Source organism: Thalassospira sp. ABD4_177, assembly GCF_056160125.1.
In genome coordinates, this window is sequence record NZ_JBSWWO010000001.1 from 2,237,427 (window position 1) to 2,258,272 (window position 20,846).

Below are 20,846 nucleotides of genomic sequence, written 5' to 3' on the forward strand. Positions count from 1 at the left end.
AATCCCGATCAATCGGGCACGGCGACCAGCAACGACGAACGGAATATAAAAATGAAACGCCTGAGTGATGAACTGACTGTATCTCCGCAAATGCCGATTGAGGCGATTGACGAAATCGCCGCAGCCGGGTTCAAGACCATCATCTGCAACCGGCCTGATGATGAAGACCCGGGACAACCTTCATTCTCTGAAATTGCGGCCAAGGCCGAGGCTGCCGGTATGAAGGCGATCTTCCAGCCGGTCACAAGTGGCAATGTATCCGACGCGGATGCTGATGCGTTCGCGGCCAATCTGGCAGCTGCCGAGAAGCCCGTCTTTGCCTATTGCCGCAGCGGCACGCGCTGCACCATCCTGTGGTCTCTGGCCAATGCCGGGCAAATGCCCGCTGGTGACATCATCAAGGCCGCGGCCGATGCCGGGTATGATATGTCCCCGCTGGCACCGCGGATCGCGACGCGCGGCTAGGCGATCTGAATTTGCAGGTTATGCGGTGCGTTGCTGTGCAAAAAACGCAGTGAGCATCGCATAAATTGCACTATTCCTTTTTTGCGTTTCATGACGATATATCCGCGCATGCCCTGTCTGGCATGGGTTTATCAAGTGATAGTGCGATGGCATTAAACGCAGACCAACTTCCCGACATCCGATTTCGACCGGCGAACAGCGATGATCTTGCTGTGCTATGCGAGATTGAAAACCGGTCCTTTGACGTTGACCGATTGAACCGGCGTGCCTTCAAGCGCTTTATCGGCAGTGAAACCGCGCGTTTGACTGTCGCCGAAACCGGGGATGGAACGGTTGTCGGTTATGCGCTGGTGATCTTTCGCCGCAATGTTGCGCTCGCGCGGCTTTATTCGATGGCGGTGTTGCCCGATCAACGCGGGCAGGGGATTGGTCGTGCGCTGATCGCTCAGGCCGAGGAACTCAGCCTTGATTTCGGCGCGCCGATCCTGCGTCTTGAAGTCAGTCAGAAAAATCCGGATGCGATCGGGTTGTTTGCCGCAAACGGGTACCAGGAATTTGCCCTTTATCCCGATTACTATCCCGATCACAGCAATGCGGTTCGTATGGAAAAGGTCTTGGTGTCAAACGCCATGCACCTGCCATCACCCATTCATTTCTATCACCAGACCCTGCCATTTACCTGTGGTCCGGCGGCCTTGATGATGGCGATGAATGCGCTTGATCCGGATATCGAACTTGATCGCAATCTTGAAATCGCGCTGTGGCGTGAAGCCACCACGATCTTTATGACATCCGGGCATGGCGGGTGCGGTCCGCTGGGTTTGGCACTGGCTGCGCACAAGCGCGGCTTTGACGCCGAAGTACTCAGCAGCCGCGATGGGCCGCTTTTTGTCGATACCGTACGCAAACCCAAAATCCGCGAAGTGGTCGAACTGGTGCACTATGACTTTGCCTGTCAGGCGCTTGATGCCGGCATTCCGGTCACGAGCGGCCCGTTCGGTGTGACCGAGATCGAAGAGCGCACCAAACAAGGCCAGATGGCACTGGTCCTGATCAGCCAGTACCGAATTTATGGCGACAAGATCCCGCATTGGGTGGTGGTGTCGGGCTTTGATGACCGCTTTGTCTATATCAGCGATCCCGATATCGGCGAGGACCACGAACCCTTTACCGGAAGCGATTGCCTGTCGGTGCCGATTCTGCGCCATGAGTTCGATCTGATGGCGCGTTATGGCCGCGACAAGCTGCAGGCTGCTGTGTTTATCGATAAAAAGGCCGGGTAAATACCCGGCCTTTCTCTTTGTCTGCGGTCATCTGTCATCAGTTTATGGACGTGCGATCTTGCCCAGAAGATGCGCAATGATCCGGCGATACAGATCCATATCCAAAACCACATCCTCGACCCCGGCATCGATATTGGGGTTGTCATTCACCTCGATCACCATCGGGCCGTGCGGCGTTTCCTTGACGTCGACACCATAAAGGCCATCGCCCATCAGGCGGGCAGAGGCCAAGGCTGTGGCAACGATGTCGGCCGGGGCCTGTTCGACCGGCAGGGTTTCAAAGCCACCTTCCTCAAAGCTTTTGCCGTCATCTTCATGCTTGACGATCTGCCAGTGGCCCGGTGCCATGAAATAGCGGCTGGCAAAGATGGCTTCGCCGCCCAGAACACCAATACGCCAGTCAAAGGTGGTTTCGACATATTCCTGAATGACAAGAAGTTCCGAGTTCTTGAACATCTCGGTTGCGACTTCATTGAGGTGTTCTGGTGATTTCACCTTGCGCACCCCGCGCGAGAAGCAACCATCGGGCACCTTCAGAACCGACGGGAAACTGAATTGTTGGCCGATTTCGGCAATGCGACGCTTATCGAAAATTGCACTTTTCGGCGCGGGGATACGGTGCGTGCGCAGCAACTCGGCCAAATAGACCTTGTTGGTACAACGCAGCATCGAGTCCGGATCATCAATCACCGGAATGCCTTCCTTTACCGCGCGCTTGGCAAAGCGATAGGTGTGGTGATCAAGGGCTGTGGTTTCGCGGATCAGAAGCGCATCAAATTCCGACAGATGATGGAAATCCTTTGCCGTGATCAGTTCGGCCTTGGCCCCCAGATCGGATGCGGCTTGCACGAAATTGGCAAGCGCTTCCTTGTCTGACGGCGGCAGGACTTCGTCGGGGTCATGCAAAATGGCAACCAGGGCGGTCGGCGGGGTGATATTGCCCTGTTTGCGCACGCGACCACGAAGATAGGCACGCAAGGCGGCCTCGAACTCGGCAAGGTTGCTGTCATCAAGCTGGCTGAGTGACGGGGCTTCGATTTCGCGCAAAATCCTGCGGTCCTGCGGGTTAAGATGCAAGCGCAGGATCGGGCAGCGGAACTGGTCAAAGGCGCGTTCGCCAATCTGACGGAATTTCTTGTTCGCCGTCCGCCCGAAATAGACGTCAATATGATTCGGGGCCTGATCCGGTGTCTGGCCAGATTTTTCCAATGCTTCGATGATTTGCGGGCTCAGTTCCGCACGTGCAGTTTTCTGCAGGCGTTTCCAGTTGAGGTCCAAAAGAACATCGGCCTCGGGAATGACACGCTCTGCCCGGGCGGCGGCCAGAAGGCTGCAATAATATCCACGCGACAGATATTCATAGGACTGGCACAGGTTGATCACACGCCGGTTACGCACCCCATGATCAAGGGCGAGATAATCGCGCACCCGCATCACACGGGCACCGGATACGGCAAAGCGTTGATCCGACAAACGGTCAACAAGGATCAGCGGCGCCCCGGTGGTAACCGTCGGCGTGACAGTGCCTTCGCCGTCATAAAGGGCATGTTCAAGGCGAATGCCATCGCCGCCATCCTCATAGTACCCTGGAAGATCTGCAATCCGGAGATAGCCGTGGCGTTCATACAAATTGCGCGCGGTTTCGTTGTTCACGCGCACTTCAAGGCGCATGCGCGTACAACCCGCATCCATCGCAAGGTTTTCAAGCCCGGCCAGAAGTTGTGTCCCCAAACCTTTGCCGCGCCAGTCTTTTGCAATCGCCAGCGAGTAAATCCGGGCGGTCACCGCATTGGCACGCAGCAACAGCAAGCCATACCCGACAATATCAGGATGATCGGCATCACCGGCATCGGCGACCAGAAGGCGCGCACTGGCCTGCCGCAGGAAGCGCGAAAACGATGCGCGCGTGATCAGGTCACTGTCGAAATTGCCGGTCTCAAGGGCGCAAAGCCCGTCAAGATCAGCACGGATGGCATTGCGGATGATAACAGTATCGGTTCGGGTCGAAGTCACTGCGGGGACCTCCTGCGGTGGGGTGAAGCAATCTTGTTGCTTTCAACTCCCGGTACGCTCAATCTTGAAACCTCACAAGCGCATTTATCGTTCATAGCCATGCCATTTTTTCATGGATCATGGCACAGGTCGCACTCGACCAATGCGTCGAATAAAAATATGGTGTTTTCAAAAGGCTGTTTTGAAACATTTAATAATCCTGATCGTTTGCACCTATATGGAAAACAAGGTCCAAACGAAACAAGTTCAGTCATGACCCGCCGGAAAGGCGGGCCGATCAAGGGCACGATGGTTTGAACAAGAACATCCTTCGCACTTTCCCGGCTTTCGGGCGCCGTGCTGCTGTTGTCCCGCTGTTGTTGGCGGGCACGATGCTTTCGGCATGCGCATCCGACGAGGAAGGCGGCGGGTTGCTGGGACTTGGCAATGGCAACGGCGGCGAGGTCGTTCAAAACGATCTGCAAACCACCATTCCCTATGATGTTGAGATTACCGGCATTGACACACAGGAAGAAAACCTGATTGCGGCATTGAATTCGGTGAGTACCGCAAAGCGTCTGCAATCGCGCCCGACCGCGTCGCGCGCCGGTTTGCAGCGTCGTGCCGAAGACGATATCGAACGCTTTCAGGCGGTGCTGCGATCCAACGGCTTTTACGACGGTCAGATCACCTTTGATATTGAGGAAAAGGCACCCGACAGTCCATCAGATGATACGTCTGATACAGATGCACCTGCCCAGGGTGCCACGGATGATGCGGTTGACGGGCAGGCCGGTGATGACGCACTTGAACCAAACGGGGATCAGCCCACACCACTGGTTTTGACCTATAATGTTGATGTCGGCACGCCTTATTTGATTGCGGCCGTCAATCTTGTGATCACCCGTCCGGATCGCGTGGTCGAGCGCCACGCGACTGACAAGGAACTCGAAAAGACCCGTCTTGAAATCGGTCAGCGCGCCACGGCGGAGCCGATCATTTTGGGCGAACAATACGGCGTCGATATCCTGCGCGAACAGGGGTATCCGCTTGTTGAGGCGGAAAAACGCACCATTCTGGCCGACACCGCGCAGAAAACGATCACCATCAATTACGCCTTCAATACCGGGCCACTGGCAAAGTTTGGCGATATTACCGTAAACGGGGCTGAGGATGTCGATCCTGACTTTATCGCGGGCTATCACAGCTGGGAGCCGGGCGAACAATATCATCCCGATCAGGTCCGCACCACGCGCCGGGATCTGGCGCAAAGCAACCTGTTTGACAGTGTGATCGTCAAAGTCGCCGGACCGGTAAATGACAACGGGGAAGTGCCAGTCGAAATTGATGTGGTTGAGCGCAAAATGCGCTCGATCGGTGGCGGGGTGAATTTCTCGACCGCAGATGGTCCGGGCGCCAATGCCTTCTGGGAACATCGTAACCTGTTTGGCCGGGCCGAAAAGCTACGGCTTGGTGTTGATGTTTCAAGCCTTGAACAGAGCGTGTCGGCCGAATTCAAAAAACCGCAATTCCTGGAACGCCGTCAGTCCTTTGTTGCCGAGGCGGATGCCAAAAACAACGACACCGACGCCTATAAGGGCTCAACGGTCGACAGCTTTGTCGGTATTGAACGTCCGCTTTGGGAAAACTGGACGACCACCTTTGGCGTGACGGCGGAATATTCCGACCTTACCGGCTCAGACTCCCCGAACGAGCAATTCTATCTTGCCGGTCTGCGCGGCATCCTGCGCCATGACAATACCGACAATCCGCTTGACCCGACCGAGGGCAATCGCTTTGAAATCAATGTTTCGCCCTATATGGGCCTGACGGACAAGGACACCAATTTCACCACCGTATCGCTGGCTGGGTCGCAATATCTGTCTGTAGATGACGACGGCGATTACGTTTTCGCGGCCCGTGCGCGCACCGGCACGATTATCGGCGAGGAACGCGGCAGCCTGCCATCGAACAAACGGTTCTATTCCGGCGGTGGCGGATCGATCCGGGGTTATGAATACCAGAAGGTAGGACCGCTTGATGACGATCATGATCCGTTGGGTGGGCGTGCGGTTCTTGAACTTGGTGCTGAATTCCGCGCACGTGTCACAGAAAGCTTTGGCGTTGTGCCGTTCATCGAAGGCGGTAACGTCTACGCCCGGTCCGAGCCGCAAGACATTGATCTTCTGTGGGCAGCTGGTCTTGGTTTCCGCTATTACACGGCGGTCGGGCCGTTGCGCTTTGATGTCGCCGTGCCGCTTGATAAACGCGAAAACATTGATGACGATTTTCAATTCTATATCAGTCTGGGGCAGGCATTTTGACCGGGTCTGACACGTCGCCACCGATTGAACCCAAGCCTTCCAAGCCGCGCCCATCCACCAAGAAATGGCTGCGCTATGCCGCCTATGGACTGGGCGGAGCTGTGCTTGGTCTTGCCAGCATTATTGCCGTCGCCGGAACGGGGCCGATCCTGCGCATGTCAACCCCGATGATCAATGAAACGGTCTCGACGGCGACTGACAGCACGTTTGAGCTCGGCCGGATCGATGGTAGTCTGTGGACCGGTTTGACGCTTGATCACCTCGTGATGGATCGGCCGTCGGACGGGTTGCATGTTGATGTCAATGACGTCGCCTTTGATTGGTCGCCAATGGCGCTTCTGGGCGGTCAGTTGCAGATCAACCGCGTGGGTTTGGCTTCGGCAAATATCATTTTGCCAGATGGCACTGCGCCCGAAACGCCAGACGAAGACGATGAGACCGGCGGTGGTTTTTCCATGCCGCTTTCCGTGGCGCTGGATGATCTTGATCTTGGCGAAATCGCCATCGTTGATCAGATCACGGGCAACAGCTTTTTATATACCCTCGACGGGCGGGCAAAGGTTGGTAGCAATCTGTCTGCAACAGCATTTCTGGACTTGCAGCCCCGCGATGGCGGCACGGATCGCCTCAAACTGGATCTGGATTTCGACGGGCCACGTGAACGGCTGTCTGCCGAAATTGATGGCGCCTTGGGTCGCGACGGGTTGGTCATGACCTTGGCGGGTGTCGATCCGAGTGTCGCAACCGATGTTACTATTGCGCTGCGGGGTGATGGCCCCGCTAATGACTGGAACGGCACGCTTGATCTTTCAGCGGATGGCTATGCATCGGTTCAAAGCGATATCGGCGTGCAACTGTCATCAGATGTTCTGGCTTTTGCCCTTGATGGCGGGCTTGCCCCGCAGGAACGCATTACCGAACAGTTGCCGGAAAACCTCCACAAGAACATTGAACTCGGCATTGGCGGGGCGTTTGACCAGGGTAACCAAACCCTTGCCCTTGATCGCATTTCGATTGTGATGGCAAATGCCCTGTCATTGTCTGGCACAACCGCAATCAATCTTGATCAAAGCCAGATCACGGCGGATATCAATGCCGATATTGATCCGGAAATGGCCGAACTTTTGGATGGGGCAGTATCCTGGTCGGAGCTTGGGCTTTCGGTAAAAGCCAATGGCAATCTGGCGATGCCTGGTCTTGCGGTGCGCGTCAATGGCCGTGATGTCAAAACACCCGTATCCCAAATTGATGATGTCACTCTGCAGGCCGAAATGCCTGCCACGGATGACATTGACGACCCCGTTCAGGCGGCCGTGGCTTTGTCTACATCCGGGACAAATTGGGATGATCCGCGGCTTGGCGCATTTTTTGGCGAGGAACAAAGCCTGACCCTTGATGCGCAAATGTTACCGGATTTTGCCAATATCTCGGTTCGGGATATGGCGCTAAATGTGCGCGAGATCACCCTGCGCGGGCAGGCGGATGTGAACGAAGATCTGGTGGTTACCACCTCAAACCTTGTTACCGAAATCCGCGATCTGGCGATTTTTGCGCCGATTTCGGGGCTTGATCTGAGTGGGCGCGGGCAGGTGGCCTTGCCCGATCTGACATGGTCGGATGCACGGGGCCTTGAAACCGGTCTTGAGGTCTCGGCCAGCCAAGCCGCATTCGGGAATTCTGATGTTGATCGTATCATCGGTCAGGCACCGCGTATTATCGGCAATGTCGCGCTCACGCCCGATCTTGATCTAAGTGTGGATGTAATAGCCCTCCAAACAGCGATGATTAACGGCCCGCTGAAGCTGAATATCACCGACGCGTTCGAGAAACTGGCACTTGAAAGCAAGCTCGATATCGCACCGGGTGTTGTGCCACCCGACCTTGGTCTTGAAATTGAACCGGCAACCTTAACGGCCAACCTTGATGGTGCCCTGTCGGCGCCACCGGGCACGATTGAGCTCAATGTGCCAAGCCTTGATGTTGCGGGGCATAGCTTCTCCGACATTGTGCTGACGAGCGAGATGTCATGGTCAGAACAATCTGTCTTGTCGCTTGGAAATGCTGCGGACTTCATGTGGGAAAACCGGGCGTTCAAGCTTGCCGCCAATGTCGTCTTGCCAGCGGATGCGTTACGTGTCGAAGGCATCTCGCTGGAAGGGCAGCATCTGGCGCTTTCTGGTGACATAACAATGCCCGATTACAGCATTCCGATGCGCGGCGATATCGCGCTTTCAAACCTTGATGCCGAGCTGCTTGATCAGTTTGGTGTCGGGTTTGGCAATGGGACCCTGGTCGCCGATATTGCGCTTCGTCCGGACAATGACCGCCAAACCATTACGGCCACTGCTTCTGCCAAGGGGCTTCGGATGGCCGATACCGATAACGCCAATCCGACCATGATCGAGGATGTCGAACTTGATGCCACGATTGGCAACGCGTTCGACGCGCCGGAAATATCGGCCAAACTGAACGGGCGCGACATCATCACCGGCGCCATCGCGATTGATGAAGTCGCCCTTGATGTTGAAGGCGGTCTGGATGCGCTTGCGATCACGATGGACGGTGCCGGGCTTTATCAGGGCAATGTCCCGATCTCGACAGATCTGGTTGCGGATGTCGCCCTTGGCGATGATATCAGCGTCACCGCCAGCCAGTTTGATACCAACATCGGGGATCAGAGCATCGCGCTTCGCAAACCGTTGGAATTTGTCCTGCGGTCAAATGGCCGTCAGCAGCTTGATGCCGACCTGACGGTTGGAACCGGGCATCTGGTGGCAAACCTTGATCAGGAAGCCCAGCAACGATCGATTTCCGGTGAAGTTCACCTCAATGACTTTGATCTTGGCCCGTGGGGTCGCATTTCCGGATATGACGGGCTGAGCGGGACGGCAAATCTCGATGCGCGCTTGCGTGAAACCCGTGGGAACTTGCCAACAGCAGAGGTCAAAGGCCGGATTTCAGGCATCACGGCCAAGGCGGTTGCTGATCTGAAGCCGTTTGAAATACTGCTTGATATCACGCTTGCAGAGGGCACACTTAACGGCCAGGCGTCGCTTGGAAATGGCGATATCGAAGCCCTGACAGCTGAGGGCACCGTTCCGCTTGCGATTTCTGTCCTTGAGCAGGAATTCAGCCCGGATCTTTCAGCACCGGTGTCGGCGCGTGTGCGCCTGAATGGCGAGATTGCAGAATTCTGGCCCTATGTTCCGGCCCCGGACCATCAGGTGTCTGGCAAGATCAAGCTTGCGCTGGATGTCGGCGGGACGCTTGATGATGTGCGCTGGAACGGCGACGTGTCCCTTGCCGAAGGTCACTATGAAAACCTTGAATACGGGACCATCCTTGATCAGATGGCGCTTGAGGGGACCTTTGACCAGGCAGGCCTTTCGATCCCGTCCTTTACGGCAACCGACGGCGGCAATGGCACGGCGAAGGCATCTGTCGATCTTGATCTGCTTGATGGCGGAGAGGTGCGCTATGACGTCTCTGCCGATCTGCGTAATGTCGCGCTGTCGCGCAAGGACGAACTGCAATTCTGGGCTGATGTGCAAACAAGCGTGACCGGGTCACAGTCCGAGGCCGATATTCAAAGCAATGTGTCGGTTCTACGCGGCGAAGTCGATCTGACCTTGGCCCTGCCGGAATCGGTGCCGACGATTGAAATTGAAAACCTGCCCGATGCATCGCAAACCGAAGCCACCGAAGAAACAGAGGACGCTGAGGGGGGATTTGTTGGCAATCTGGATGTCACGGTCGACATTCCGGGACGCCTGTTTGTGCGGGGCAAGGGGCTTGATTCCGAGTGGGGCGGGCGACTTGATATTTCCGGCACCACCGATGATCCGCGCATCAGCGGGCAACTGTCTGCGCTCCGCGGGCAGCTCGACGTTATCGGTAAGACGTTTGTTATTCGGGATTCCCAGATTACCTTCGCCGGGGCGTCACCGCCTGATCCGATGCTCGATATCGAAGGGGTCTATTCCACCGAAGACCTGGTCGTGACGGCTGGTTTCCAGGGGCCGTCAAGTGACCCGGAACTTGTGTTGTCTTCAAACCCGTCGCTACCCGAAGACGAAATCCTGTCGCAGGTCCTGTTTGGGAAGTCACAAGGTAGCCTGTCTGCGGTCGAAGCCGTCCAGTTGGCGAGCGCGCTTAATGAATTGTCTGGCGGTGGCACAGGCCTTGATGTGGTGGGAAGTATCCGACGCTTTATCGGTGCGGATGTCTTGCGTGTCGGTGGCGGTGAAAACGGGCCAGAGGTCAAGGTCGGCAAATACCTAACCGAGGGTGTCTATGTCGGCACCAAGGCCGGATCCACCCCGGGATCAAGCGGCGTCGAAGTCGAAATTGAAGTCACCCCGAACATCAGTGTCACCAGCGAGAGTACCGAAATCGACAGCAAGGCAGGCGTTCAGTACAGGCTTGATTACTAGGAAACTTGCTCGTCAATGGTGCCTGCTATTTGTTTATCGCCACTACAGCCATACGTTGAAAATTCACGCAAACGCTTGAAGTGATTGCAAACCGAAGAAAAGTGAAGAAAGATCATTGGGAACAATTGGTCTGATCATGATCTGAACCCTGATATCCGAGGTGTTGATGGCTTGGGGCGGTTTCACAGCAGCAGAGCTTGAATGGCAATATAATCCGCGCGAAACCGTGCCGGACTTCATGACCCATGTTGAACGGTTCGTGAAATTATCCGATGAAACCCGTGCTCAGCTCGGCGGCAAGCTTGATGTCCGCTATGGCAAGGGGGCCAAGGAAACCATGGATGTTTTCATGGCGTGCGATCCGGGCGCGCCTGTGCATGTGTTTTTCCATGGCGGCTATTGGCGCAGTCAGGACAAAAAGGATTACGCCTTTGTCGCGCGTGATCTGGTGGCAGCTGGTTTTACAGTCATCTGCCCGAATTATGATCTGTGCCCCGATGTAACGGTGGCCGACATCACCGAAGAAGCGGTCCGCGCCATTGCCTATATCTATCAGCATATCGAAGAATTCAACGGTGACCGTGACCGCATTTCGGTTTCCGGGCATTCCGCCGGTGGGCAGATTGTCGCGCGCCTTGCCACCCATGACTGGTCAGAAACGCTTGGCGACGAGATGCCGTTTGAGGCGATCGTGCCGATCTCCGGTGTGTTCGATCTTGAACCGGTGCGCCATACGACGCTCAATGAGGATATTCGCCTTGATGAAGCATCGGCGGCGGACAATTCACCGATGCTGGATGCCGTGCCGCTCGATGCCCGCCTGATGGTGGTGGTGGGCGGCAATGAAAGCCCGGAATTCGTGCGTCAAAGCGATGCTTATGGTGCCTATTGTGGCAGTGCCGGGCTGAAGGTTTCGGTCTATAAGGCGTGGGGTGCCAACCACTTTACCGTGCTTGAAGAACTGTTTCTGGGCACCGGATCGTTGTTTGGCACGCTCAAACGGTTTTTGTTGCCGTAAATCCCCCGGAAATTCGAACAAAACAGTATAAAAAACTACTGGTCTTCCTGTGACGTGCGGGCTGCGACGTGGTATAAAATACGCCTGCTACCGCACTGAAATGAAAAACAGTTCTACAGGAAGGCCCATGCGTTTCATTACTGCCGACGATATCGAAAAATTTGTCTCGCCCCGCGATCTGGTTGAAGCCCTTCGTGACGGGTTTGAACAAGGCTGCGAAGCACCATTGCGCAGTCATTTCAACATGGAACGCAGCAACGAGGATGACGCAACTTTCCTGATTATGCCGGCCTGGCAAAAGGATGGCGCAGCTGGTGTGAAAATCGCCGCTGTCGTGCCGGGCAACTCGGCGCGCAATTTGCCGGCGGTTTCCGGAACCTATGTGTTGCTGGATGCCGTGACCGGGCAACCGTCCGCTGTGATTGATGGCACCAAACTGACGACGCGCCGTACGGCAGCCGCATCCGCACTGGCATGTGACTATCTGGCGCGCAAGGATGCCAGCGACATGGTCATGGTCGGATCAGGCGCAATGGCACCGCAATTGATCAAGGCCCATGCATCGGTCCGCCCGATCAAAAACGTCACCATCTGGAACCGCAATGCCGACAAGGCCGCCAAACTTGCCAGCGAAATTGCCGAGCTCGGCTTTAACGCCAAGGGCACGGACGATCTTGAAGGCGCATGCAAAGCCGCCGACCTGATTTCCTGCGCAACGCTTTCGACCGAACCGCTGGTACGTGGCGACTGGCTGCGTGAAGGCACCCACGTTGATCTGGTTGGCGCGTTCAAGCCGACCATGCGCGAAACCGATGATGCGGTCATGCAGAAATGCCGCATCTATGTTGACAGCTTCGAAGGTGCCAGTGCCGAAGGCGGCGACGTTGTGCAGGCCATCGACAGCGGTGCCATTGCGAAATCCGACATCATCGGTGATCTGTTCGGCCTGACGCGTGGGCAGGTCAAGGGACGTGAAACTGATACGGAATGCACGGTGTTCAAATCGGTCGGTCATTCACTTGAAGACTTTGTCGCAGCCGTGGCGGTTGTAAAGGCCGTCGAAAAATGATCAGCACCGATCTGTTTGCGCCTGAACCGCTTGAAGCCTTTCGCGGGCATATCAAACCCGAATGGATTGATTTCAACGGCCACATGAATGTCGGCTATTACGTGGTCGCGTTTGATCTGGGATCGATGGCGTTTCTGGATGCGGTGGGAATGGGCTATACCTATCCCGAACGGCGCGGTGGATCGACCTTCGGGCTTGAAATGCATGTGACCTATGATCGCGAAATTCATGAACGTGATCCCTATGTGATCCATACCCGGGTTCTTGATTGCGATCAGAAACGCATTCACATGTATCACGAAATGCGTCATGGCGCTGAGGGATGGCTGGCCGCGACCAATGAAATCATCACCATGCATATCAATATGCAGGAACGGCGTTCAGCGCCATTTCCCGATGACATCATGGAAACGCTCAACAAGATCAAGGACGCCCACGCGAACTTGCCAACCCCGTCCGGGGTCGGGCGCAAGATCGGCATTCGGCGAAAATAAATACACCAAAACCCCGCATCGTCAGGTTGCGGGGTTTTGTTTGCCGGTGTGATGTGCGCCTCAGGCCCGGATGCGATGTAAATCCTTTGCGTGAGCCTATCGGCAGTGATTTGAAATAGCAGTATGATTTTACCCCGCAAAGGTCAGGAGGATTAAGATGCCCGGAAAACCGATAAAGCTGACATTTGAAGGGGACCATGGTGCCGAACTGGCAGCACGGCTTGATCTGCCGACGGGGCCGATCAAGGCCTATGCGCTGTTTGCGCATTGCTTTACCTGTACCAAGGATCTGATCGCGGCCCGCAAAATTGCCGAGGCCCTGACTGTCGAAGGCATCGGCGTGCTGCGCTTTGATTTCACCGGTCTGGGCGGATCGGGCGGTGATTTTGCCTCGACCAATTTCACCTCAAACCTTGATGATCTGGAACGCGCGGCTGACTTCCTGCGCGATGAATTCGAAGCCCCCAAGCTCCTGATTGGGCATTCGCTGGGCGGGGCCGCGGTGTTGGCGGTCGCCGATCGCATCAAGGAAGCAACCGCGATTGCGACCATCGGCGCGCCATCGGATGTAACGCATGTCACCCATAATTTCGCTGATCATCTTGATGATATCCGCGAAAAGGGCGAGGCCGAAGTCTGCCTTGGCGGGCGGCCGTTTGTCATCCGCAAGCAGTTCGTTGATGACCTTGGCGGTTATGATCTGGCCGCCCAGGTCGCCAAGATGAAAAAGGCGCTTCTGGTCATGCATGCACCGCTTGATCAGACGGTCGGGATTGAAAATGCCGGCAAGATTTTTGATGCCGCCAAACACCCCAAGAGCTTTGTCTCGCTTGATCAGGCCGACCATTTGCTGCGCGATCCCGATGATGCGGCCTACGCCGCATCCGTGATTGCGGCATGGGCAAAACGCTATCTGCCCGGTGCCAAGGAAACAACGCCGGAGCTCAGCGAAGGTGTCATCGTGCGTGAAACCGGATTGGGCAAGTTCCAGTCAATGGTGCTGGCGGGTGCTCATCGCCTGTTGGCCGATGAGCCGGAAAAGGTCGGCGGGCTGGATAGCGGGCCGTCGCCCTATGATTATCTGTCGACCGCGCTAGGCAGTTGTACGGTGATGACGATCCGGATGTATGCCGATCATAAGGGGATTGATGTTGATTCCATCCGGGCCGAAGTCCTGCATCAGAAAGTTCACGCCGATGACTGTGCGGAATGTGGTGAGCAGCATACGGCAAAAGGCGGCAAGATCGACCGGTTTGAGCGCATCATTCGCTTTACCGGTGATCTGGATGACGCCACCCGGAAACGTTTGGTCGAGATTGCCGATAAATGCCCGGTGCACAGAACGCTAGAAGCCACATCGCTGATCGTCACCCGTGAGGACCGGGAATAGTTTCAGATTGGCTGCTCAAATGAAAAAAAACGCCTGACCGGTTTCCCGCGTCAGGCGTTTATTCTTGGGTGTCAAAGCGACTTACGGCTTGGCCGCAATCACCATGAACTCAACCAGGTAATCCGGGGTGGCAAGCTTTGCTTCGCCGCAGGCGCGACCCGGGGTGTGACCCTGTGGGACCCATGCATCCCAAACTGCGTTCATCGCAGCAAAGTCTTTCATGTCGGCAAGCCAGATTGTGGTCGACAGGATGTTTTCCTTGTTTGATCCACATTCGGCCAGAAGGGTATCAACCTTTTCAAGGCATTCCTTGGTCTGGTTGGTGATGTCGCTGTCGGGGTTACCAACCTGACCAGCCAGATAGATGGTGTTGCCATGGACAACGGCCTGGCTCATGCGCGGGCCGGTGTGAAGACGCTGAATGCTCATGAAGTTCTCCTTCGGATTCAATTGGATAATTTATTTAATAATGACGATTAGCTAGCACGCTTTTGCACGCCACACCAGTCGGCAATGAACAGGGCAAGTACCTCGGTGACTTCCATCATCGAGGCAATCGAAACCCGTTCATCAATCCCGTGAATGCGTTCGGCCTTGGGGCCATAACAGGTGGCCGGGATGTTGCCATAAATCTGGAAGAAGCGCGCATCGGTCGTTGCGGTCGAGGCAAGGTTTTTGATCTCACTGCCCGTCACTTCCTGATGAATGTCACCGATCATGGACATCATCGGATGATTGATATCCATCTCGCAACCTTCGGCCTGGAAACCGCGATAGGTGATCTCGATCTTGGCCCCCTTGCAGGCCGGGTGGTTTTCGAGTGCGCTTTTTTTGACGGCCTCGATGGTTTCGCGGATCTTTTCAAGTTCCATGCCCGGATAGAAACCAACACGGATATCCGCCGTGCAAACTGGCGGCACGGTCGATGCCCATTCGCCGCCGTCAATCTTGCCCAGATTGAAGTTCACCGGATGGACATGCGCACCGAACGCACCGTGGCGATGGGTTGGATGGTTCCAGATTTCCTCGACTTCCTTCAGGGTTTCAAAGAACCCAAAGGCGGACTCAATCGCATTGCTGCCCGCCGAGGTATCAAGAACATGCGCCGGGCTGCCCGATACATGGATCTGGAACCACATGACACCAAGCTGGGCGGTCATCAGGGTCTGGTTGAACGGTTCGGGGATGATGGCGCAATCGGCCTTGTACCCGGCATGCAGACAGGCCAATGCCCCGTTGCCGGTACATTCTTCCTCGATCACCGATTGCAGGGTGACCGGGGCGGCGGGTTCAAGCCCGATATCGTGCAGCGCTTGAATTGCCTGGCAATAGGCGATGATACCGGCTTTCATATCCCCCGCACCACGGCCGTAAATCCAGTCATCCTCGACATGCGGGGTGAATGGTCCATGGCGCCATTGTTCGGCTGGGCCTGTCGGCACAACATCCATATGGCCATTCAGGATCAGGCTGCGCCCCGTCGGGTTTTGCGGGCGATGCAGGCCAACAACGTTTTCACGCCCGTCGTAACCGTCAATCACCGGCGGGGAAAAGCCCGGCTGATCACGAAGGGCGTCGATGTCAATCTTGACCCGTTCGACATCGAGTCCCATCGCAGCAAACTTGTCAGAAATCCAGTCCTGTGCGGATGCTTCGTTGCCAAGCAGGCTTTCATGGCGCACCAGCGCGGACAAATCATCAATCGCACTTTGGGTGCGCTTTGATACAGCTTCACGCAAGGCTGCACGATCAAACTGGCTCATTGGTCTTTCTCCTGATCGGTCGATGCCGGTGATTATTTGCCGCTGACAAGGGTGGGGCGGGTGGCCGACAGGGCATCTGTCGTAATGCCAAGCGTTTCCATCTGCGGCGGAACGCCGTTTCCGGTGATGATACTTGCGGCATACTCGCCCATGGCCGGTGCGGTCTGGATGCCGTAACCGCCTTGGCCCGCCAGCCAATAGAAACTGTCATCTGCCGGATCAAAGCTTGATACCGGATCCCCATCGGCAAAGAAGCTGCGCAATCCGGCCCAGCTTTCACCCGGGCGGCGCACCTCGATGCTGGTCGCCGTCATCAGGCGATCAATGGTAATGGCGATATCTAGTTCTTCAGGCTGCACGTCATGCGGCTCGGTCGGGGTGGTGTCGGCCGGTGACACCAGCAAGCGACCAGCGTCTTCCTTGAAATAAAGCGTTTCATCAAGACTTGCGACCAGCGGCCAACCATGCGGTTTCACGTCTGCGGGTACATCCACCATCACCGCCGTACGGCGTTTGGGCACAATGCCAAGCGGTTTGATACCGGCCTTGGTGGCAATGTCATCAGCCCAGGCCCCCGCAGCGTTGACCACGATATCAGCGCTGTAAATATCGCCCTTGGAGAGCGTGACCTGCCATTTGCCGTCTGATTTGTTCACCTCGCTGACATCGGCCTTGGTGATGACCGTGCCGCCAAGCGCCTTGAATTGGCGAATAAAGCCCCAGTGTAGCGCATGCACATCAATGTCCATGGCATCCGGCTCATAGGCGGCCTTGGCGACCCGGTCGGTATGGATAACCGGGATGATTTCCTTAAGCTCTGCTGGCGTCAGTTCAACAAAGTTCGCACCGTTCGCCCGGCCTTCGGTCAGAATGGCATCCAATTCGGCTTCTTCGCCCGGGGCGGCGGTCATGATGATACCGCGCGGGGTCAGGATCGGGTTTTCGCTAAATCCGTCCGGGGGTGTGATGAAGAAGGCCCGGCTGGCGGTTGACATCTTGCGGATGATTTTCGGGCCATAGGTCTCGCTATAAAGGGCCGCAGACCGGCCGGTGCTGTGATAGCCCGGCTGGTCTTCACGTTCGAGAACCGTGACGGATTTGCCCGCCTTGGCCAAAAAGAATGCTGCTGACATTCCGGCGATGCCGCCGCCGATGATCAGGATGTCTGAATGGGTCATGTGGGGCCTTCTTAAATCGTGTTGGTCTCGGTGGTCGCGCCAAAGCCGCTGATAAATTGATAAAGGTTTTCTGCAAGAGTTTCACTAACATAACCGCCTTCCTGCACGAGAACCGTCGGGCAGGAGAGCGTGCCGATTTTTTCGCCGATCCGGGCAAAACCATCGGGGCTGACGGTCAGTCCGCCAAACGGATCATCGCGTGATGCATCAAGGCCAAGCGCAATGACAACCGCATCCGCACCGAAATCATCAATCTTGGTCAGTGACCGATCAAGCGCATCAAGGAACACATCATCACCGCTGCCAAGCGGCAGGGGCTGATTATGGTTAAAACCAAGCCCGTCCTTTTCACCGCATTCCTCGGCATGCCCCCAATAGAATGGATAGAAATCCATCGGGTCGGCATGGATCGACAGGGTCAAGACGTCTGAGCGGTCATAGAAAATGTGCTGGGTACCGTTGCCATGGTGCAGATCGACATCAAGGATCGCCACACGGTCATACTTGGTGCGCAGTTCCTGGGCGGCGATGGCGCTGTTATTCAGATAGCAAAAGCCGCCAGCGATATTGCTACTCGCGTGATGGCCCGGCGGACGGCAAAGGGCATAGGCCGTGTTGGCACCTTGATCCCGGACATGACGGGCAGCGGCAATCGCGGTTTGCGCGCTGGCATAGGCCGAATGCCATGTCGTGTTTGAGACCGGGCAGGACGTATCGCCAAGGTGAAAGCCGGCCTTTCCCGCAGGGTGACGCGGGTAGGGGCCGTTGCGATCAAACGGGTGGATGTTTGGAATGACTTGCTCGGCCCCGCCGACATCCTGCCATTCATCATGAATGGTCTGCAGGAAGTTCAGATATTGCGCATCGTGAATGGCGGCAATCGGGGCCAGTCCGGTGTCATCGGGGGCATGAAGATCAAGACCGAGGCGTGCGACCGCACGGCGCAGAATTTCCGCACGTTCCGGGACTTCTGGGATCGGCTTTTTCTCGCCCGCGACAATGAAAGTCTTGCCGTGATGGCGAAGCTGATCGTCTGAGAAATAGGCATGCATCATCGTTGCCGCCTTTCACATCATGTGGTCAAACGGTGGTGGTATCGTCGTTCGGTTGTCTGATCCCGTTCCTAAAAGGCGACCTTGTCGCCGCCTTTCAGGCCGAGAATTGCGCGCGCTTCGTCCGGGGTGGCGATTTCAAGCGACAACCCGTCAAGCACTTCGCGGATTTTGCGCACTTGCGATGCGTTGTCCGGCGCGAGTTCGCCCTTTTTGATATAAAGGTTGTCCTCAAGCCCAACCCGCACATTTCCGCCCATGGCGGCCGACATGCTGCCAAGTGGCATCTGATGGCGTCCGGCACCCAGAACAGAAAACTGATACTGGTCGCCAAACAGCTTGTCTGCGGTGCGTTTCAGATGCGCCAGGTTGTCGGGATCGGCCCCGATGCCGCCCAGAATCCCTAGCACGAACTGAATGAAGATCGGCCCCTTGATCAGGCCGCGATCAACAAAATGCGCCAGGGTATAAAGATGGCCGACGTCATAGCATTCGAACTCGAACCGGGTGCCATTGGCGTCGCCCAGATCGGCCAGAATGGTTTCGATGTCTGAAAACGTGTTCTTGAAAACAAAATCACGGCTGCTTTCAAGGAATTCCGGTTCCCAGTCATGTTTCCATTCGGTGCGTCCGCCAAGCGCCGGGAACAGGCCGAAATTCATCGTGCCCATATTGAGCGACGCCATTTCCGGTGCGGCTTCGCGGGCAGCCCGGATACGGTCGCGCACATTCATGTTCATGCCGCCACCGGTGGAAATGTTGATCACTGCATTGGTCGCTGCCTTGATCTTTGGCAGGAACTGCATGAATACATCCGGGTCCGGGCTTGGGAAACCGGTTTCGGGATCACGCGCATGCAGATGCAGGATTGATGCCCCGGCATTGGCGGCATCAATCGCCTGCTGGGCGATTTCATCGGGGGTCACCGGCAAATTTGGGCTCATGGACGGGGTATGGACCGATCCTGTAACCGCGCAGGTGATGATGACTTTGCGGCTCATGCGAAGGCTCCTGCGATCACGAGTTCGTCTTGCAGTTCCGTTAGTGCCTTGCGCAGCGGCACCAGAATGTCGTCGAACTGCTCCTTGGTGATGATCATCGGCGGGCAGATCATGACATGATCACCGCGATAACCGCCACGTGTGCGGCGCCAGTAAATGATCAGGCCCATATCATAGGCGATATCAACCAGTCGTGCCGCCGCCATATGCTTGGGCTCAAGCGGTTCCATGCTGTTGCGGTCCTTGACCAGCTCCATGGCCAGCAACAAACCCTTGCCGCGGACATCGCCGATCATCGGGAAGTCTTCGGCAAGCTTGGTCAATTCATCCTTGAGTGCGGCACCATTGGTCGCAGCATTTTCAAGCAGATTGTCCTCGTCAATCACATCAAGGACGGCATTGCCGGCAGCACACGCCAACGGGTTTCCAGCATAGGTATAGCCGTGAATAAATCCGCCATGATCCAGAACCGGACCAACGATACGATCGGGCGCAATCATCGCACCGAGCGGCGCGTAACCTGCGGCCAGCCCCTTGGATACCGCCAGGATATCGGGCGTGATGCCCCAATGTTCTGCGGCGAAATATTTGCCGGTACGACCGGCACCGGTCATGACCTCGTCATAGATCAGAAGAATGCCGTACTGATCGCAAATCTCGCGGATGCGGCCATAGTAACTGTCCGGGGCAACAAGTGCACCGGTCGCAGCCCCGCCAACCGGTTCCATGATGAAACCAAGAACGGTTTCGGGACCCTGTTTGATGATTTCGGCTTCGAGCATGTTGGCATATTTGATGCCGCGCTCGTGATCGCTCAGATCATCGCGATCCAGATAACAGGTCGGGGCCGGAATTTTCGGCTGATCAACCATCATCGGCGCGAACGGCGCATGCATCGGCGTATAGCCGGTGACGGCAAGCGCACCCAGTGTGGCGCCATGATAGCTTGGAAAACGTGAAATGACTTTGGTGCGCTGCGGCTCGCCATTGGCAAGTGCATATTGGCGGGCAAGCTTGATGCAGCTTTCAACCGCCTCGGACCCACCCGAAACAAAGAACACGCGTTCAAGATCGCCCGGGGCACGTTCGGCAAGACGGATGGCCAGATCTTCGGCCGCGTCATTTTCGAAATGAAGGCGATAGGCGAAGCTTGCCTTTTCAAGCTGTTTCATCATGGCGGCAACAACACGCGGGTCGCTATGGCCGATATTGCTGACCATGGCACCGCTCGACGCATCGATATAGCGTTTGCCGTCCACATCCCACATATAGATGCCTTCTGATCGGTCGATCAGCGGGCGGCGGGACCGGCTTTGATAAAACAGACGGGACTCCCGGTTATGTCCGACGGAACTTTTGGGGGCATGCGTCATTTCTGGTGGCT

At 56.2% G+C, this 20,846-nt stretch carries 15 protein-coding genes; 8 read left to right on the forward strand and 7 right to left on the reverse strand.

Going from position 1 to position 20,846, the window contains the following annotated elements:
- Positions 1-51: 51 nt before the first annotated feature.
- Positions 52-465 (forward strand): protein tyrosine phosphatase family protein, encoded by a 414-nt coding sequence (locus ACXAF0_RS10230; protein ID WP_475345761.1) that lies wholly within the window; start codon positions 52-54, stop codon positions 463-465.
- 146 nt (positions 466-611) lie between these two features.
- Entirely contained in the window at positions 612-1,748 is a 1,137-nt protein-coding gene (locus ACXAF0_RS10235; RefSeq protein WP_475345762.1) for a GNAT family N-acetyltransferase/peptidase C39 family protein, read from the forward strand.
- Between the two features lie 42 nt (positions 1,749-1,790).
- On the opposite strand, the gene ACXAF0_RS10240 is transcribed toward ACXAF0_RS10235, so the two are convergent.
- Complete coding sequence (locus tag ACXAF0_RS10240) at positions 1,791-3,761, reverse strand: GNAT family N-acetyltransferase (protein WP_475345763.1); 1,971 nt, start codon at positions 3,759-3,761, stop codon at positions 1,791-1,793.
- Between the two features lie 293 nt (positions 3,762-4,054).
- On the opposite strand from ACXAF0_RS10240, the gene ACXAF0_RS10245 reads away from it, so the two are divergent.
- The 6 genes from ACXAF0_RS10245 to ACXAF0_RS10270 all read left to right on the forward strand — a co-directional run bounded on the left by ACXAF0_RS10245 (position 4,055) and on the right by ACXAF0_RS10270 (position 14,468).
- On the forward strand, positions 4,055-6,064 hold the full coding sequence (locus ACXAF0_RS10245) for an autotransporter assembly complex protein TamA (RefSeq protein ID WP_475345764.1): 2,010 nt from the start codon (positions 4,055-4,057) through the stop codon (positions 6,062-6,064).
- The gene (locus tag ACXAF0_RS10250; protein WP_475345765.1) at positions 6,061-10,497 is read left to right on the forward strand and encodes a translocation/assembly module TamB domain-containing protein; all 4,437 of its coding nucleotides are present in this window, start codon (positions 6,061-6,063) and stop codon (positions 10,495-10,497) included. The genes ACXAF0_RS10245 and ACXAF0_RS10250 overlap by 4 nt, the downstream gene beginning before the upstream one ends.
- Positions 10,498-10,663: 166 nt before the next feature.
- Positions 10,664-11,515: an alpha/beta hydrolase gene (locus tag ACXAF0_RS10255; RefSeq protein WP_475345766.1), complete on the forward strand. Its 852-nt coding sequence runs from the start codon at positions 10,664-10,666 to the stop codon at positions 11,513-11,515.
- Between the two features lie 127 nt (positions 11,516-11,642).
- A complete protein-coding gene (gene lhpI, locus ACXAF0_RS10260) occupies positions 11,643-12,584 on the forward strand; it encodes a bifunctional Delta(1)-pyrroline-2-carboxylate/Delta(1)-piperideine-2-carboxylate reductase (protein WP_475345767.1) in 942 nt (313 codons plus the stop codon).
- A complete protein-coding gene (locus ACXAF0_RS10265) occupies positions 12,581-13,078 on the forward strand; it encodes a thioesterase family protein (protein WP_475345768.1) in 498 nt (165 codons plus the stop codon). Before lhpI ends, ACXAF0_RS10265 begins: the two co-directional genes overlap by 4 nt.
- Positions 13,079-13,235: 157 nt before the next feature.
- Positions 13,236-14,468, forward strand: coding sequence for a bifunctional alpha/beta hydrolase/OsmC family protein (locus ACXAF0_RS10270; protein ID WP_475345769.1), 1,233 nt, complete (start codon positions 13,236-13,238; stop codon positions 14,466-14,468).
- A gap of 81 nt (positions 14,469-14,549) precedes the next feature.
- Here ACXAF0_RS10270 and ACXAF0_RS10275 read toward each other — a convergent pair whose 3' ends face one another.
- The 6 genes from ACXAF0_RS10275 to ACXAF0_RS10300 all read right to left on the reverse strand — a co-directional run bounded on the left by ACXAF0_RS10275 (position 14,550) and on the right by ACXAF0_RS10300 (position 20,835).
- On the reverse strand, positions 14,550-14,897 hold the full coding sequence (locus tag ACXAF0_RS10275; RefSeq protein WP_475345770.1) for a RidA family protein: 348 nt from the start codon (positions 14,895-14,897) through the stop codon (positions 14,550-14,552).
- Positions 14,898-14,944: 47 nt separating this feature from the next.
- A complete protein-coding gene (locus ACXAF0_RS10280) occupies positions 14,945-16,231 on the reverse strand; it encodes a M20 family metallopeptidase (RefSeq protein WP_475345771.1) in 1,287 nt (428 codons plus the stop codon).
- 32 nt (positions 16,232-16,263) lie between these two features.
- Positions 16,264-17,409, reverse strand: a complete 1,146-nt coding sequence (locus ACXAF0_RS10285; protein WP_475345772.1) for an NAD(P)/FAD-dependent oxidoreductase — start codon at positions 17,407-17,409, stop codon at positions 16,264-16,266.
- 11 nt (positions 17,410-17,420) lie between these two features.
- On the reverse strand, positions 17,421-18,464 hold the full coding sequence (locus tag ACXAF0_RS10290) for a histone deacetylase family protein (protein ID WP_475345773.1): 1,044 nt from the start codon (positions 18,462-18,464) through the stop codon (positions 17,421-17,423).
- A 68-nt stretch (positions 18,465-18,532) separates the two neighbouring features.
- Positions 18,533-19,462, reverse strand: coding sequence for a 3,5-dioxohexanoate:acetyl-CoA acetone transferase (kce, locus tag ACXAF0_RS10295; protein ID WP_475345774.1), 930 nt, complete (start codon positions 19,460-19,462; stop codon positions 18,533-18,535).
- A complete protein-coding gene (locus tag ACXAF0_RS10300) occupies positions 19,459-20,835 on the reverse strand; it encodes an aminotransferase family protein (RefSeq protein WP_475345775.1) in 1,377 nt (458 codons plus the stop codon). The genes kce and ACXAF0_RS10300 overlap by 4 nt, the downstream gene beginning before the upstream one ends.
- Positions 20,836-20,846: the final 11 nt, after the last annotated feature.